This is a genomic window from Jannaschia sp. W003, assembly GCF_025144335.1.
Lineage (GTDB): Bacteria > Pseudomonadota > Alphaproteobacteria > Rhodobacterales > Rhodobacteraceae > Jannaschia.
In genome coordinates, this window is the sequence record NZ_CP083539.1 from 3,075,956 (window position 1) to 3,091,250 (window position 15,295).

14 protein-coding genes are annotated in these 15,295 nt (G+C 71.8%); 9 read left to right on the forward strand and 5 right to left on the reverse strand.

All coding sequences use genetic code 11. The features are described from left to right. Window positions 1-7: 7 nt before the first annotated feature. Together K3554_RS15255 and K3554_RS15260 are read left to right on the forward strand one after the other, a co-directional pair. A complete protein-coding gene (locus K3554_RS15255; RefSeq protein ID WP_259941784.1) occupies window positions 8-865 on the forward strand; it encodes an SDR family oxidoreductase in 858 nt (285 codons plus the stop codon). 163 nt (window positions 866-1,028) lie between these two features. Beyond that, a complete protein-coding gene (locus tag K3554_RS15260) occupies window positions 1,029-2,609 on the forward strand; it encodes an alpha-amylase family glycosyl hydrolase (protein ID WP_259941787.1) in 1,581 nt (526 codons plus the stop codon). A gap of 37 nt (window positions 2,610-2,646) precedes the next feature. On the opposite strand, the gene K3554_RS15265 is transcribed toward K3554_RS15260, so the two are convergent. Both K3554_RS15265 and K3554_RS15270 read right to left on the reverse strand, forming a co-directional pair. Then, window positions 2,647-3,726, reverse strand: a complete 1,080-nt coding sequence (locus K3554_RS15265) for an SDR family oxidoreductase (protein ID WP_259941788.1) — start codon at window positions 3,724-3,726, stop codon at window positions 2,647-2,649. 91 nt (window positions 3,727-3,817) lie between these two features. Beyond that, window positions 3,818-4,258, reverse strand: a complete 441-nt coding sequence (locus tag K3554_RS15270) for a PA2169 family four-helix-bundle protein (protein ID WP_259941790.1) — start codon at window positions 4,256-4,258, stop codon at window positions 3,818-3,820. Between the two features lie 154 nt (window positions 4,259-4,412). Between K3554_RS15270 and K3554_RS15275 the strand changes: the two genes are divergently transcribed. Further along, a complete protein-coding gene (locus tag K3554_RS15275) occupies window positions 4,413-4,901 on the forward strand; it encodes a DUF892 family protein (protein WP_259941792.1) in 489 nt (162 codons plus the stop codon). Between the two features lie 329 nt (window positions 4,902-5,230). Further along, window positions 5,231-5,665 (forward strand): SRPBCC family protein, encoded by a 435-nt coding sequence (locus K3554_RS15280; RefSeq protein ID WP_259941794.1) that lies wholly within the window; start codon window positions 5,231-5,233, stop codon window positions 5,663-5,665. A gap of 425 nt (window positions 5,666-6,090) precedes the next feature. On the opposite strand, the gene K3554_RS15285 is transcribed toward K3554_RS15280, so the two are convergent. From K3554_RS15285 to K3554_RS15295, 3 genes are read right to left on the reverse strand one after another with little or no spacing between them, the layout of a single operon-like run. Continuing rightward, on the reverse strand, window positions 6,091-7,581 hold the full coding sequence (locus K3554_RS15285) for a DUF3618 domain-containing protein (protein WP_259941796.1): 1,491 nt from the start codon (window positions 7,579-7,581) through the stop codon (window positions 6,091-6,093). Next, window positions 7,578-7,988: a phage holin family protein gene (locus K3554_RS15290; RefSeq protein WP_259941798.1), complete on the reverse strand. Its 411-nt coding sequence runs from the start codon at window positions 7,986-7,988 to the stop codon at window positions 7,578-7,580. The genes K3554_RS15285 and K3554_RS15290 overlap by 4 nt, the downstream gene beginning before the upstream one ends. After that, window positions 7,988-8,800 carry a hypothetical protein gene (locus K3554_RS15295; RefSeq protein ID WP_259941800.1) on the reverse strand — a complete coding sequence of 271 codons (813 nt, stop codon included), beginning with the start codon at window positions 8,798-8,800 and terminating at the stop codon, window positions 7,988-7,990. Before K3554_RS15295 ends, K3554_RS15290 begins: the two co-directional genes overlap by 1 nt. Before the next feature lie 352 nt (window positions 8,801-9,152). On the opposite strand from K3554_RS15295, the gene K3554_RS15300 reads away from it, so the two are divergent. The 5 genes from K3554_RS15300 to K3554_RS15320 all read left to right on the forward strand — a co-directional run bounded on the left by K3554_RS15300 (window position 9,153) and on the right by K3554_RS15320 (window position 15,139). Further along, window positions 9,153-10,382 carry a putative DNA modification/repair radical SAM protein gene (locus K3554_RS15300; protein ID WP_259941802.1) on the forward strand — a complete coding sequence of 410 codons (1,230 nt, stop codon included), beginning with the start codon at window positions 9,153-9,155 and terminating at the stop codon, window positions 10,380-10,382. A gap of 2 nt (window positions 10,383-10,384) precedes the next feature. Further along, complete coding sequence (locus K3554_RS15305; protein WP_259941804.1) at window positions 10,385-11,866, forward strand: UdgX family uracil-DNA binding protein; 1,482 nt, start codon at window positions 10,385-10,387, stop codon at window positions 11,864-11,866. Between the two features lie 151 nt (window positions 11,867-12,017). Then, a complete protein-coding gene (locus tag K3554_RS15310) occupies window positions 12,018-12,875 on the forward strand; it encodes a UTP--glucose-1-phosphate uridylyltransferase (protein WP_259941805.1) in 858 nt (285 codons plus the stop codon). A gap of 76 nt (window positions 12,876-12,951) precedes the next feature. Continuing rightward, window positions 12,952-13,725, forward strand: coding sequence for a trehalose-phosphatase (otsB, locus tag K3554_RS15315; RefSeq protein ID WP_259941806.1), 774 nt, complete (start codon window positions 12,952-12,954; stop codon window positions 13,723-13,725). Continuing rightward, on the forward strand, window positions 13,718-15,139 hold the full coding sequence (locus K3554_RS15320; protein WP_259941807.1) for a trehalose-6-phosphate synthase: 1,422 nt from the start codon (window positions 13,718-13,720) through the stop codon (window positions 15,137-15,139). Before otsB ends, K3554_RS15320 begins: the two co-directional genes overlap by 8 nt. Window positions 15,140-15,295 lie beyond the last annotated feature (156 nt).

Below are 15,295 nucleotides of genomic sequence, written 5' to 3' on the forward strand. Positions count from 1 at the left end.
ACACCCCATGACCGACGCCCCCGAGATCCCCGCCCAGTCCCAGGACCGCATGCCCGGCCGCGAGCACGAGATGGACCCGGCCCCCGACTACGCCCCCCGCCACCCCGGCGTAGGCAAGCTGCGGGGCGAGGTCGCGGTCGTCACGGGCGGCGACAGCGGCATCGGCCGCGCTGTCTGCGCCCTGTTCGCCCGCGAGGGTGCGAAGGTAGTGGTGAGCTACCTCGAGGAGGACCGCGACGCCGAGGAGACGCGCCGCATCGTCGAGGAGGACGAGGGCGGCGAGTGCCTGCTCGTGCGCGGCGACCTCGGGCTGCGCGAGACCTGTGACCGGGTGGTCCGCGAGACGCTGGAGCGCTTCGGCCGGATCGACGTGCTGGTGAACAACGCGGCCCAGCAGTGGATCGACGAGGACTTCGCCGCCCTGGGCGAGGACACGCTGCGCCAGATGCTCGGCTCCAACGTGATGGGCCCGATGCTGATGACCCAGGCCGCCCTGCCCCACCTGAAGGAGGGCGCCAGGATCGTGAACACGACCTCGGTGAACGCGTTCAAGGGCAACGACTCCCTCATCACCTACTCCACCACGCGCGGCGCCACGCTGGCCTTCACGCGCTCCATGGCCTCGAACCTCCTGGATCGGAAGATCCGCGTGAACGCGGTGGCGCCCGGCCCGATCTGGACCCCGTTCATCCCCGGCTCCATGCCGCCCGAAATGGTCGAGGACTTCGGCTCGGGCGCCCCCATGGGCCGCGCGGGCCAGCCCTGGGAGGTGGCGACCGCGTTCCTGTTCCTCGCCTCCTCGGACGGCAGCTACTTCACGGGCCAGACGCTGCACCCCAACGGGGGGATGATCGTGGGGGCGTAGGGCCGGTCCGGCGTCAGCCGGATCGATCGGTCCGGTGGACCGATCCGAGGCCCGAACGCGGCGGCGCGAGCCGCCGCGGCCGCAACGCTCCAGCGGTGCGCCCCCTCCCGCGTGACTTCCGCCCGCCGCGCCATACCTCCCCGCGGAGCACCCGGAGTCCGTCTTGCCCCCCATCACCCACCGCGTCTGGCCCAAGGCCCCCGTTATCTACCAGATCTACCCCCGCAGCTTCCGCGACTCGACGGGCTCGGGCACGGGCGACCTCAAGGGCATCTGCCTGCATCTGGAACACGTCGCCAACCTCGGCGCCGACGCGATCTGGATCTCGCCGTTCTACCCCTCGCCCTTCACGGACGGCGGCTACGACATCGCCGACCACATCGACGTGCACCCGGCGCTCGGCACGCTCGACGACTTCGACCGGCTGGTGGAGGTGGCCCATGGGCTGGGGCTGAAGGTGCTGATCGACCAGGTGTTCAACCACACCTCCACGGTCGCGCCCTGGTTCCAGCGCTCGCTCATGCGCGACCCCGATTACGAGGACTTCTACGTCTGGCGCGACCCCAAGCCCGACGGCACCGCGCCCAACAACTGGCTGTCGCAGTTCGGCCCGCCCGCCTGGACCTGGAACCACCGGCGGCGGCAGTACTACCACCACAACTTCACGAAGCATCAGCCCTCGCTCAACCTGCGCTGCGAGCGGGTGCAGGAGCAGATGCGCCGGATCATGCGGTTCTGGCTCGACCGGGGCGTGGACGGCTTCCGGCTGGATGCCGTGACCTCGTTCCTGTTCGACCCCGAGGAGCGCGACAACCCGCCCGCAACGCCGGAGGTGCAGCGGGCCGTCTCGGGCGAGACCTTCGTGCCCTACACCTACCAGGACCATGTCTACGACATCCTGCCCGGCGACGGGCTGCCCTTCATGGAGCGGCTGCGCAACTGGGCCGGCGAGGACGTGTTCCTGCTCGGCGAGGTCACATCGGGCAACAAGTCGGTCGAGCTGGCCTGCGGGCTGTCCGCGCCGGGGCGGCTCTCGGCGGCCTACACGACCGATTTCCCCGAGAACGACGCCTCGGCCGAGGCCTATGCGGCGATCCTGAAGCGCGCCTGCGACCCCCAGCGCCTCGGCTGGTGGCTCTCGTCCCACGACCAGCCGCGCCACGCGGCCAAGGCAGGCGACGGCTCGGAGCGCGACGTGCGCTTCCTAGCCCTCGTGCTCGCCACCGCGCCCGGCCCGGTGCTGCTCTATCAGGGCGAGGAGCTGGGCCTCCGGCAGCCCGACCTGCCCTTCGAGGCCGTGACCGACCCGCTCGATCTGCTCTACTGGCCCGACGGGCCGGGGCGCGAGGGGCCGCGCGTGCCGATGCCCTGGGCCGAAGGCACCGGGCGGGGCTTCACGATCGGCACGCCATGGCTGCCGATGGACTGGCCGCAGGGGCAGTCCGTGGCGGTGCAGGAGATCTCGGAGCGGAGCAACCTCGGCTTCTACCGCCGGGCCTTCGCGTTCCGCCGCGAGCACGACATGGGCAACATGGCCCTGCGCGACTGGAGCCGCGACGGCGAGGTCATGCGGCTCTCCTACGAGACGCCGGGCAGCGTGGGCACCAAGACCGCCGAGGTGGTGCTGAACTTCGGCGAGGGATCCGCGCGGTGCCGCAAGGCCCCGGACCTCGCCTCGACGCCGTTCGACGGCACCCACATGCCGGGCCGCACCGGCGCGGTCTGGCTGGGCGAGGCGGAGTAGGGGCCGGGCGGCGGCGCGCGCCGCCCGGACCCGGGCCTCAGAGGCGGTCCGCGGCGTCGGGCGCCTCCAGCCCCGCGGGCGGATGGTCGTAGCCCCACGGGCGGTCGTGGTCCTGCGCGGCCACCTCCGGCGCACGGCGGCGGCTGGGCGCGAAGGCCCGGCCCGCCAGTGCGCCGAGGCCCACGAGGAGCGCCGCGCCGCCGAAGGCCAGCGCCTTGCGCGCCGCGTCCGCGTCGACGGCCACGCCGCGCGCCTCGGCCCGGTCGTCGAACGAGCCGTGGGCGCGGCTCGGCATCGCCACGGGGCCGTCGAGGTTGTCCTCGCGCCCCCAGTCCCGCTGCTCGGAGCGCTGCATCTCCACGCCCTTCTTCGCGAGGAACTGGTCGAGGAGATCGGGGAAGATCATGTTCGCGAACACGAGCTGCATCGTGGACCGGCCCACCAGCACCTCGCGGCAGCCGTCGTCGATGGCCTTCATCACGCCCTCGGCGGCCACCTCGGGCTGGAAGATCGGCGGCGCGGGCTGGGGCTTCACGTCGAGGCGGTTGCGCGCCCAGTCGAACTGCGGCGTGTTGATCGCGGGCAGCTCCACCATGCCCACGGTGATCGGGCGCCCCTCGCGGATCAGCTCCGAGCGCACCGCCTGCATGAAGCCGATCACCGCGGCCTTGGCGCCGCAGTAGGCGGCCTGGAACGGGATCGAGCGGTAGCCCAGCCCCGAGCCCACAGCCACGATGTTGCCCCGCTCCATGACCCGCAGCGCGTGGCGCGTGCCGTTCACCTGGCCGAGATAGGTGGTGTCGGTGATGGCGCGGAACTCGGCATCATCCACCTCCTCGAAGGGCGAGACGGAGGTGAGCATGGCGCAGTTGACCCACACGTCGGGCGCGCCCCAGCGGGCCACCACGGCGTCGGCGGCGGCAGCCACCTCGGCGTCCTTCGAGACGTCGCAGGCGCGGCCCATGACCTGATCGCCGTAGAGCGCCTCGATCTCGTCCAGCCGCTCCTGCCCGCGCGCGAGCACGGCCACGCGCCAGCCGCGCGCGCACATCATGTCCACCACGGCCCGGCCCACGCCGGCCGATCCACCCGCCACCACGGCGATCCTGCTGCTCATGTCGATCTCCTGTCGGTTGTCCTAGGGAAACGAGAAGGGGCGCCGCCTCGGACAAGGCGGCGCCCCCTGCGGCCCGCGCGGGGCCCCGGGATCAGGCGGCGAGGTCCTTGCGGGTCTCGAGCTGCTGGATCGCCGACTTCAGCGAGGCGTGCTGCTCGACCAGGAACTGGTACTCGGGCGAGGTGCCGCCGGCCTCCTCGATCGCGGTCTCGTAAGCTTCCAGCAGCGTCTTCTCGCCGCGCACGACCTCGCCGAGGGTGGCCGCGTCCTCGGAGCCCGTCACCTTGTCCTTCAGGTCCATGAAGGTGCGGTGGGCGGCGGCCAGGATCGAGCCGTCCTCGTCGAGCGTGTGGCCCTCGCGCACGAGGTACTGGCGCAGCTCGCTGGCGTCGCGGTCGCGGCGCTGCATGAACTCGGTGAAGATGCCCTTGATGGTGGCGCTCTCCACGTGGTCCACGGCGTCGCGGTAGCCCTCGCGGCTGTCGATCAGGCGCGTGAACAGGGTCTTCAGGGCGTCGATACGGTCGGTCATCGGGGAATTTCCTTTCGGGGTGGCGGGTTGTCTGGCCGGTCAACGCCGTCCCCGGGGGCGCGGGTTCCGTGCCGATTCGCGGAAAAGATCGGGCGGAACGGCGGGCCGGGACGCCGCGTTGCGCCGGGGAACGAACCACACACGGGAGAGAGACATGGACAGCCTCAAGGACCTCTACATCGACCAGCTGAAAGACCTCTACTCGGCCTGCAAGCAGTCGCGCGACGTGACCGTCGAGCTGGAGAAGGCGGCCACGAACAAGGACCTCAAGGAGGGCCTGCACAAGGGCCACAACGGCATCTCGGCGGGCATGGACGTGATGGCCGGCCTCGTGCGCGAGCACGGCCACGACCCCGACGGCGAGCACTGCAAGGGCATGGAAGGCCTGGTGACCGAAGCGCGCGAGCACGCGCTCGAGGAGAGCTTCTCGGACGACGACGTGCGCGACGCCATGATCATCACCCAGTACCAGCGCATGGCCCACTACGCGATCGCCGGCTACGGCTGCGTGAAGGCCTTCGCCGAGCGCCTGGGCTTCGAGCAGGACGCCGAACTCCTCGATAAGCACCTGTCGAACACCTACGACGGCGACGAGAAGATGACCGACCTCGCCAAGGGCGGGATCAACGCCGCCGCCGCCTGACGGCACCGGCACGGCACGACGGAAGGGGCGGCCCGCGGGGGCCGCCCCTCTTCGATTGTGCAGCATCGCATGTACGGACTGCTTGAGGAGCGGGAGCGGCGCCAACTCCTTCACCGTGAGAGCGCGGCTTGCGCCGAGGGCGACCCCGCGGGCTGGAGCACCGCTTTTCCTTGACGGCCCGGGCAGCGCGGACGCAATCTGACCGCGTCTGAAACAGGTTAGGTCGGGAAGGTTGGCCCGGCCCCCGCATCCGCGGGTCCTTCCGTCAAGACCGTGGCGGCCCGAGACTATGCAGTCCCATGCGCAGTGTGTGGGACGATAGGAAGGGCATGGCCATGTGGAAGCAGACACCCGCGACTCCCGAACGTTCCGGATCCCGGTGTAGGATCGTTCTCGTCGAGATTCAGGCGACGGCCGAAAGGGTCTACGATTTCGCCTCGGACCCTCGGAACCTCCGCTTCTGGGCGCCGAACTTCGCCAAGTCGGTGTCGGTCGACGAAGGCGGATGTATCGTCGAGACCGAGGACGGCCCGGCTGCAATCGAGTTCGCCGCACGCAATGGCTTGGGCGTTCTCGACCATTGGGGCCTCCTTCCCGATGGAGCGAAGTTCTTCAACCCAATGCGGGTCGTTCCCGACGGTGACGCATGCATCTTGAGCTTCACCCTCTTCCGGCAGGTCGGATGGGACGACGACCGGCTCGAAAATGACGCCGCGTTGGTCCAGGCGGACTTGGAACGGTTGAAGGCGCACTTGGGCACATAGCGGGATACGAACCCGTACAGTCGCGACGAACTGCGGCGTTGTCCGCATTCCATCAGCGCCGGCTCGAAGGAATACACCGAGGTTCAACTCTACCCCGCTAAACCCCCCGTTAACCGCTCCCCCGGACAACCGCTCTCGTTCGAACGACGCGGAAGACGGCTGGTCATTGTCCGACCTGCCGGCACCAGGGGCGCTACGCGCGCCCCGAGGACATGCGGAGCGCGGGGCCCACACCCCCGCTCCGGGATCAGCCCGCCTGGCAAGCGCGGCGCCGGTCTCTCCACCCGTCAGGGCCACACGCGGCCCTCCCGAGATCCCACGCACCGACGCAGGAAGCCTGACGGCCCCGCGGCGGATCGCCCTGCGCGCACGCGAAAGGGGCGCGGCCCTCGCAGGCCGCGCCCCTCTTTGCCGTCCGGTCCGGGTCAGCCCTGCTTGGGCTTGCTCGGGTCGACCTTGTCGGCCTCGGCCTTGGCGGTGCCACCGAGGTTCTGGCGCTCGGCCTCCTCGCGGGCGGCATCGGCCACGCGCTGGGCCACCGACTTCGCCTCGTTCTCGGCCTTCCGCACCGCCTCGTCGCCCGACGGGGTCTGGTCCTTGGCGCCCTTCAGCGCGGAGCGCACGCCCTCGGCCTTCTCGTCGGCCACGTCGCGGGCCTCGTCGAGGGCGGCATCGGCCACGGCCCGGAGCTTGTGGGCCTCCTCGTTGAAGACGCGCTCGGCCTCGTCCATCGCGCGGTCGCGGTAGACGCCGATGTGCTCGTCCTCGAACTCCGTGCGGGGCAGCGCCGCGCCGACCATGGCGCCGACCGCGAAGGCGATCAGCCCGCCCACGAGGGGCTGGTCGTCGTACATGCGGCGGCCCTGGCGCGAGGCCTCGCGCAGGCGGGCCTCGGCGGCGGCCTGGGCGTCCACCGCGGCGGCGCGGGCGCGGATCACCCGCTCGCGGGCGGCGGCGCTCATGTGCTCGGTGCCCTCGCCGATGCGCGCGCGCATCTCGCTGGAGTGGACGCGGAAGCGCCCCTGGGCGTCACGGGTTCTGTTGCGGATATCGGTCATCGCGGCTCTCGTTCCTCCTTGCCATTGCTGCCAGCGGTCGGAGGTCGCGGCGGTCGCGGCCCCCCAGCGGTCGGCCGCCTGGCCTTGCATGTCGGACCAGCTGTTGCCGGCCTCGTCGATTCCGTGCCGGGCGCGGTCCCCGGCGGTGTGGTAGGCGTCCGATACGCCGGTCGCGGCGCCGTCGTAGGCCCCCGACACGCCGCTGCGCGCGGTGCCCCAGACGTCGGACGCGCCGTGACGGGTCGCGTCGTAGGCGCCGTGGGCGCGGTCCGAGGCGCCGCGTCCGGCCGAGCGGGCCGAGCCGGCCACGGAGCCCAGCGCGTCGCGTGCTCCCTCGGCCAGGTCGCCCGCCTTGTCCTTGGCGCGCTCCCACAGCGAGGGGCCGTCGTCGTGGTCCCCCGAGGCCCGTGCGAGGCGGTCGTCGTAGCCCGCCGGATAGGGCGAGCGCGACAGGCGGCCCGGCGCCGACGGGTAGTCGCGGTCGTCGTAGGCCAGCGAGGGACGCGCGGCCGAGGGGCCGCCGTCGTCGTTCGGCCCGCCCACGTAGCGCAGGTCGTGGGTCGAGGCGTTGCGGTCGTACACGGGCGGCACCCGACGCGGCTGCGGGGGCCGGTTCGAGGTGGCCAGCAGCCAGGCGATGCCCACGCCCGCCATGGTGGCGGCGATGGGGTTGTTCTTCACCTGCACCACGAGGCGGTCGGCGAACTCCGAGCCGTTCTCGCGGACGTAGCCGGTGGCCTGGTCGAGGATGCGCTCCGGCGAGAAGCGGTCCTGGAGGTCCTCGAGCGATCGGGCGAGCGCGTGGCGCTCCTCCTCGATCTCGCGCTCGATCTCCTCGGGCGTGCGATCGTCGCTCATTGGATGCTCTCCTTCACGGTCTCGGCGTCGCGCTGGACGTTCTTGGCGGTGCGGGTCGGCGCGATGCTCGAGAGCTTCAGGTCCTTCACGCCCTTCGACGCCATCAGGAACGCGGCGAGCGCGAGCAGGCCGCCCACGATCAGCGCGGCCCAGCCGGTGTCGATGCCCAGCTCGGCCAGCGCCGCCACCAGGGCGGCGGCCAGCACGTTGAGCGCCACCAGCGCGGCGACGAGCGCGCCGGCCAGCAGACCCACGGCGGTGCCGGCGCGGGAGAGGTTCTGGCTCACCTCGGTCTTGGCGAGGTCGAACTCCTTGCGGACGAGGTTGCTGACATGGGCCAGCACCTCGCTCACGAGGCCCGAGGCGCTGCGGTCGCGCTCCGGCTCATGGATGCGGGGATCGGCCATCAGATGCGCCCCCCGCCCGAGGTGCCGCCCGTGGAGCCCGCGGCGGGGCCGGTGGTGCGCACGGTGCCGGTGGACGCCGTGGAGCCGGCCGCGGTGGTGCCGCCCACGGTGGAGGAGGCCGAGCCCACGCCGCCGGGGCGCGCGGTGCCCGCATCATAGGGCGTGTGCGCGGTGCCGGGCACCGGGCGCGCCATGCGGGGGTCGTCGTCGTAGGCGCCGCCGTAGCCGGTGCCGCCCGCGTAGTCGGTGCGGCGCGAGCGCTCGGACGCCTTGATCGCGCGCGCGGCGGCGAAGCCGAGCGCGGCGGCGGCGCCAAGGAAGATCGCCGGATTGCGGCGGGCGAAGTCCTCGACGTCGTGCATCATGGTGCCGATGTCGCGGTCGCGGATCGCCGACGAGACGTCGCCGAGCGAGGAGGCCACGTAGTCGGCGGCCTGGGCGGCGTAGCTGTCATCGCCGAACTCGGCGCCGGCCTTGCGGATGTGCTCGGCTGTCTCGCTGAGTTCCGAGGCGGCGCGGCCCTTGGCCTCGTCGGCCTTGGCGTAGGCGGCGTCGCGGGCCTTGCCGCCCATCGCGGCGGCCTCGCGGCGGGCATTCTCGGCGACCTCGGCGGCACGCGACTTCGCGGCCTCGGCGGTCTCGCGGGCCATCTCCTGCGCGGACTTCTCGCCGCCCGAGCTTCCGGCCATCGCGGCGCTGTTGCGCGAGACGTCGGCGCTGGAGCCCTGCGTGGCGGCCGTGGAGCCGACGGGCTTGGTCTGGCCGGTCTGCGGGGCGGCGGTGCCGCCGGGCTTGTTGGTGTCGTCGGACATCGGGTGTCCTCCTTCGTTCGGACTATGCGGGATGGGGGTCGGCGCGTGCGGTGCGCGCGCCCCGGCGGAGCGCGGTGGTGCGGTGGCGGTCAGGCGACGAAGCTGATGACGGCCAGCACGACGACCACGACGCCGATGATGTAGAAGATGCTATTCATGGGTCTCTCCGGGGCCGGTGTTCGCGTGTCGGAGGCGGGGCGATCTCCCCTCTCCGCTGCGCACCCAACGCGCCTCGCGCATTCGTGTTCCACAGCCCCCGGAATCGCCCCCGCCCCGGACGAGGGCGCTCTTTTCCCCCGATATTCCGTGCCCGCGCCGTTGCCTCGCGCGCGCGGGAACATATATCGAACGCATGGCAAAGATGACGATTCAGGAGAAGCTCGCGATCCTCTCGGACGCGGCGAAGTACGACGCCAGCTGCGCGTCGTCGGGCGGCTCGAAGCGCGACTCGCGCAAGGGCGACGGGCTGGGCTCGACCACGGGGTCGGGCATCTGCCACGCCTATGCCCCGGACGGGCGGTGCATCTCGCTGCTCAAGATCCTGATGACCAATTTCTGCGAGTTCGACTGCGCCTACTGCATCAACCGGCGCTCCTCGAACGTGCGCCGCGCGCGCTTCACCGTGGACGAGGTGATCTGGCTCACCGAGGAGTTCTACCGCCGCAACTACATCGAGGGGCTGTTCCTCTCGTCGGGCATCATCCGCTCGCCCGACTACACGATGGAGGAGATGGTCCGCATCGTGGAAGGCCTGCGCGCGCGCGGCTTCCGCGGCTACGTGCACCTCAAGACCATCCCCGACGCCTCGCCGGACCTGATCGAGCGCGCCGGGCTCTGCGCCGACCGCCTGTCCATCAACATCGAGCTGCCCCGGGACGCCTCGATCAAGGCGCTGGCGCCCGAGAAGGACGCCGGCGAGATCCGCAAGGCCATGGGCCGCGTGCGCCTCCAGAAGGAGGACTTCGACGAGCCGTCCCACACGGGCCGTCGCCGGGGCAAGTTCGCGCCCGCCGGCCAATCCACCCAGATGATCGTGGGGGCCGATGACGCCACCGACGCCGACGTGCTCGGCTCGGCCAACCGCATGTACGGCGCCTACGGGCTCAAGCGCGTCTACTACTCGGCCTTCTCGCCGATCCCCGACGCCTCCGAGGTGCTGCCCCTGAAGGACCCGCCGCTCCTGCGCGAGCACCGGCTCTACCAGGCCGACTGGCTCCTGCGGTACTACGACTTCGGCCTCGACGAGATCGTGAACCGCGACGGCAAGGGCATGCTCGACCTCGACATCGACCCCAAGCTGTCTTGGGCACTGCAGAACCGCGGCACATTCCCGGTCGACGTGAACCGCGCCCCGCGCGAGACGCTGCTGCGGGTGCCCGGCTTCGGCACCAAGATCGTGGACCGCATCCTCAAGGCCCGCCGCGCCGGGGCGCTCGGGCTCGAGGACATCCGCCGCATGGGCGGGCGCGTGAAGGCGGCGCGGCCCTTCGTGACCACGAAGGACCATCACCCCGCGGGGCTCCTGGACGAGGCCGCGCTGCGCGCCCGTTTCGTGAAGCCCGAGCAGATGGAGCTGTTCTAGCCGTGCACGCGCCGCGCCTGCCCCGCATCGGCACGCTTGCCGCCTGGCGCGACACGGCGCGGCGGCTCGCGGCCGCCCATGCCGACCCCGCGAACGTGGACTGGGGGCTGGAGACCGACGGCGCGCCCGCCCTCTTCGACGAGGACCTGCCCGCCCCGTCGCGATCCTTGCGCGTGCCGAAGGCCTTCGCCGAACTGGTCCGCACCCTCGTCCCCGAGCGCACCGGCGAGGGCATGGCGCTGGCCTACGCCCTTCTGGTGCGCCTGCAGGAGACGCCGGGCCTCCTAGGCAACCGCGCCGACCCGCAGGTGGCGCGTGCGGAGGCGATCGCCAAGGAGATCCGGCGCGACCTGCACAAGATGCACGCCTTCGTCCGCTTCCGCGAGGTGCCCGCGCCCGAAGGCGCCGCGGAGGGCGCCCGCCGCCGCTTCGCCGCGTGGTTCGAGCCCGACCACCGCATCGAGGAGGAGTGCGCGCCCTTCTTCGCCGCGCGCTTCGGCGACATGGACTGGCGCATCGCCACGCCCGAGGTGCTCACGATCTTCGAGGGGGGCGAGCTCCGCCTCGTGCCGCATGTGGGCCTGCGCCCCGACGCCGAGGACCCGCTGGAGCAGCTCTGGACCACCTACTACGGCTCGATCTTCAACCCCGCGCGGCTGAAGCCCGATGCGATGCGCGCCGAGATGCCGCGCAAGTACTGGCGGAACCTTCCCGAGGCGCGCGCGATTCCCGACCTGATCGCCGGTGCCCGCGCCCGCGTGGCCGCCATGAAGGACGCCGCGCCGACGCCCGCCCGGCCCCGGCCCCGGCCCGCGAAGGAGGCGCCCCCCATGCCCGATCCCCACGACGACCTGTTCGCCGCCGCCGGCGGCGCCCCCGGCGGCTCCCGGTCGCTCGCCGAGCTGGCCGAGGCCGCCCACGACTGCACCCGCTGCCCGCTCCACGCGGACGCCACGCAGGTGGTGTTCGGCGAGGGCCCCGCGGAGGCCCGCGTGATGTTCGTGGGCGAGCAGCCGGGCGACCGCGAGGACATCGCCGGCCGCCCCTTCGTCGGCCCTGCCGGCAAGCTCTTCACCGAGCAGGCGGAGGCCGCAGGCCTCGACCGCTCCGACTACTACGTCACGAACGCGGTGAAGCACTTCAAGTTCGTGCAGCGCGGCAAGCGGCGCATCCACCAGAAGCCCGCCGCCTCCGAGGTCTCGGCCTGCAACTGGTGGCTCCGGCAGGAGCTGGCGCAGGTCGACCCGCAGCTCTGCGTGGCGATGGGCGCCACCGCGCTCCATGCGCTCACGGGATCGGGCGCGGGCATCCTCAAGCGCCGCGGTGCGGTGGAGCAGACCAAGGACGGCCGCCCCGTGCTCGTGACGGTGCACCCCTCCTACCTCCTGCGCCTGCCGGATGCGGACCTGCGCGAGGCCGAGACCGCGAAGTTCCGCGCCGACCTCGCCCGCGTGCGCGAGCTGCTGGAAGAACGGGCAGCCTGAAGCGGAAACACGCAAGCCGTTGTGTCAAGGAAATAATTTCGCCCCGCACCGGCCCATTTTGCGCTAACGGTAAGGAACTCCGGCCACGTGGTTCCGGTTGGTGCGGGGAATGGCGCCCACTGTCGGGCGCGGCGCGACGGGGGATAGACGAATGAGCGGACTCGACACGGTGATCTTTCCGGTGGCTGGCATGGGGACGCGCATGCTTCCCGCCACGAAGGTGACTCCCAAGGAGCTCCTGCCCGTCTACGACACCCCGCTGCTGCAGTTCGCCGTGGACGAGGCGATCGCCGCCGGCGCCCGGCGGCTCGTGATGGTCTCGCACCCGCTCAAGCCTGCCATCGAGGAGTACTTCCGCCCCGCCGACGCGCTTGAGGCGTCGCTGGAGGCGAAGGGCAAGGATGACCTGCTGGAGGCCGTGCGCGCCTCGCGCCTGCCCGAGGGCGTGGAACTGCGGATCGCGATGCAGCCCGAGCCCTTGGGCCTCGGCCACGCGGTGCTGTGCGGGCGCGAGCACATCCTCGGCGACGGCCCCGTGGGAGTGATCCTCCCCGACGACCTGATCCTCGGCACGCCCGCGCTGGCCGAGATGGCCGCGGCCTTCGACCCTGCCACCATGCGCAGCCTCGTGGCCGCGCAGGAGGTCCCGCGCGAGCGGGTGTCGAGCTACGGCATCTTCCGCTGCGACCCCGAGCGCGACGGCCGCGGCGCGCTGGTCCCGGCGAGCGGATTCGTCGAGAAGCCGACGCCCGACGCGGCGCCGTCGCGCCTCGCCGCGGTGGGACGCTACGTGCTGTCGCAGGACGTGTTCGCGGCGCTGGAATCCACGGGCCGCGGCGCCGGGGGCGAAATTCAACTGACAGACGCGATCGACATGGTAAGTTCCGTCTGGGCCTTCCGCTTCTCGGGCACCCGCTACGACTGCGGGTCGAAGGACGGCATGGTCGAGGCGACGCTCGCCGTGCAGTCCGCCCGCGCCTCGAGCCATCTGGCCGTGGCGGCGGAATGACCGCGGGCGCGCACCATATGAACGACGGGGCGCCCGCGCAGGCGGGGCGGCCCACCGCGATCCTGGGGGCGATGCGATGATGTACTACGAGATGACCGGCTTCATGCCGAAACACCCAGACGGCCAGGAGCGACCGGACATCCGATTCCCCGACCATTCGAACGCATGGCTGCTGCTCGACTTCGACGGCTCGCTTGTGGAGATCGCCGACCGCCCCGACGGCGTGGACGTGCCGGACCGCGTGCAGGCCCTGCTCGACCGCGCCCAGGAGCGGCTCGACGGCCGCGTCGCCCTCGTGTCGGGCCGCAGCGTGGAGTCGCTCGAGCATTTCCTGCCAGGATTCCGCGGCTCGATCGTGGGCACCCACGGCGCGGAGCTGCGCATCGACGGCACCCGCTCCCGCGCCGTGGAGTGGGACGAGGCGACCGTCTCGCGCCTCCAGCGCGTGGTGGCCGACTTCGCCGCGCTGCGCCCCGAGTTCCTGGTCGAGCCCAAGCCCTCGGGCGTGGTGCTGCACTACCGCCAGGCCGAGGAGCTGGGCGCGCTGGCGCTGCACTTCATGGAGGCCTTGAGCCAGGCCGCCGAGGGCTTCCGCCTCCAGCCCGCGCTGATGGCCTACGAGATCAAGCCCGAGGGCGTGGGCAAGGACGCCGGCATCAAGCGCCTGCTCGGCGACGACCGCCACGTGCCCATCTACGCCGGCGACGACCTGACGGACGAGCCGGCCCTCGGCCTCGTGCGCGAGCGCGGCGGCGTGTCGATCAAGATCGGCCAGTGCGAGACCGTGGCCGAGCACCGGCTCGCGGGCCCCTCGCAGCTGCTCGACCACTTGGAGCGGTGGCTTGGCTGACGGAGGTTCGAGCGAACGCGAGGAGGACTCGCCCCGCGGCCGCCTGATCGTCGTGTCGAACCGCATCCCCAAGGGCAACGACGTGCCGGCGGGCGGGCTCGTCCACGCCATCGACGACGCCCTGCGCCGCACCGGGGGCCTGTGGATCGGCGCCGGCGAGCCGACCGACGAGGCCGGCTCCGAGCTCACCAAGATCGGCGACGGCGCCTACGAGCGCCACACCTTCGCGATCACCCACGAGGAGCACGACCGCTACTACCTCGGCTACTCGAACGCCGTGCTCTGGCCGCTCTTCCACCACCGCTCCGACCTCCTGCGCATCTACGAGCGCGACTTCGAGGCCTACGTGCAGGTGAACCGCCGGGTGGCCCGCGCGATCGCCCGGATCGCCGAGCCCGACGACCTGATCTGGATCCAGGACTACCACTTCCTGATGGTCGCCCACGAGCTGCGCGCGCTGGGCGTCGCCAACCGCGTCGGCCTGTTCCTCCACATCCCCTTCCCCACCGCCTCCGAGGTGATGGCCCTGCCGCAGGTGGCGATGCTGCCCGCCTGGGTCGCCGCCCACGACGTGTTCGGCGTGCAGACCCGCCGCGACGTGGGCTCCGTGCGCGAGGTGCTGCGCGAGGATCCCAAGTGCCAGATCCTCAACGACGGCACCTGGGTGCGCGAGGGCCGCGTCTTCTCGGTGCTGGCGTTCCCGATCGGCATCGACGCCGAGAGCTTCGCGCGCGACGCCCAGAACGCCTCGCTGCCGCGCCTGACGCTGCAGGGCAACGCGCCGCTGCTGCTCGGCGTGGACCGGCTCGACTACTCCAAGGGCCTCGTGGACCGCTTCGAGGCCTTCGGGCAGTACCTCGAGCACCGCGACCCGGACTCGCCAAAGCCCACCTTCCTGCAGATCGCGCCCACCTCGCGCGGCGACGTCGACGCCTACCGCGACATCCGCGAGAAGCTCGACCAGACCGCGGGGGCCATCAACGGCCGCCACTCGGAGCTGGACTGGACGCCGCTGCGCTACGTGAACCGCCACGTGGACCGCACCGTGATCGCCGGACTCTACCGGCGCGCCGACGTGTGCCTGGTGACGCCGCTCGCCGACGGCATGAACCTCGTGGCCAAGGAGTTCGTGGCCGCGCAGGACCACGAGGACCCGGGCGTGCTGGTGCTGTCGCACTTCGCGGGCGCCGCCGAGCAGTTCCAGCAGGCGCTGATGGTGAACCCGTTCGACCACCACGCCTTCGCTCTGGCGATCGACCGCGCCCTCAGGATGCCGCTGGAGGAGCGCCGCGAGCGCCATGCCGCGCTGCGCGAGAACGTGTTCACCGAGACCATCGGCTGGTGGACCGACGCCTTCCTCGCCCGCCTCGCCCGCGCGCCGCGCGCGCTCGATCAGATCATGCGCTCGATCTGACGCCGCGTCGCGGCGCCGCAACGCCGCGCTTGCAGAAATATCCGGAACCATCGCCGCGCCCGCGCGTCCAAGGGCACGGCGCGGGCCGCCGGCCCCGGCGCGCTAGGCCTCTCTGCGTCCCCTTCAAGCGAAAAGATTCACCTGCCCTTCCGGAAC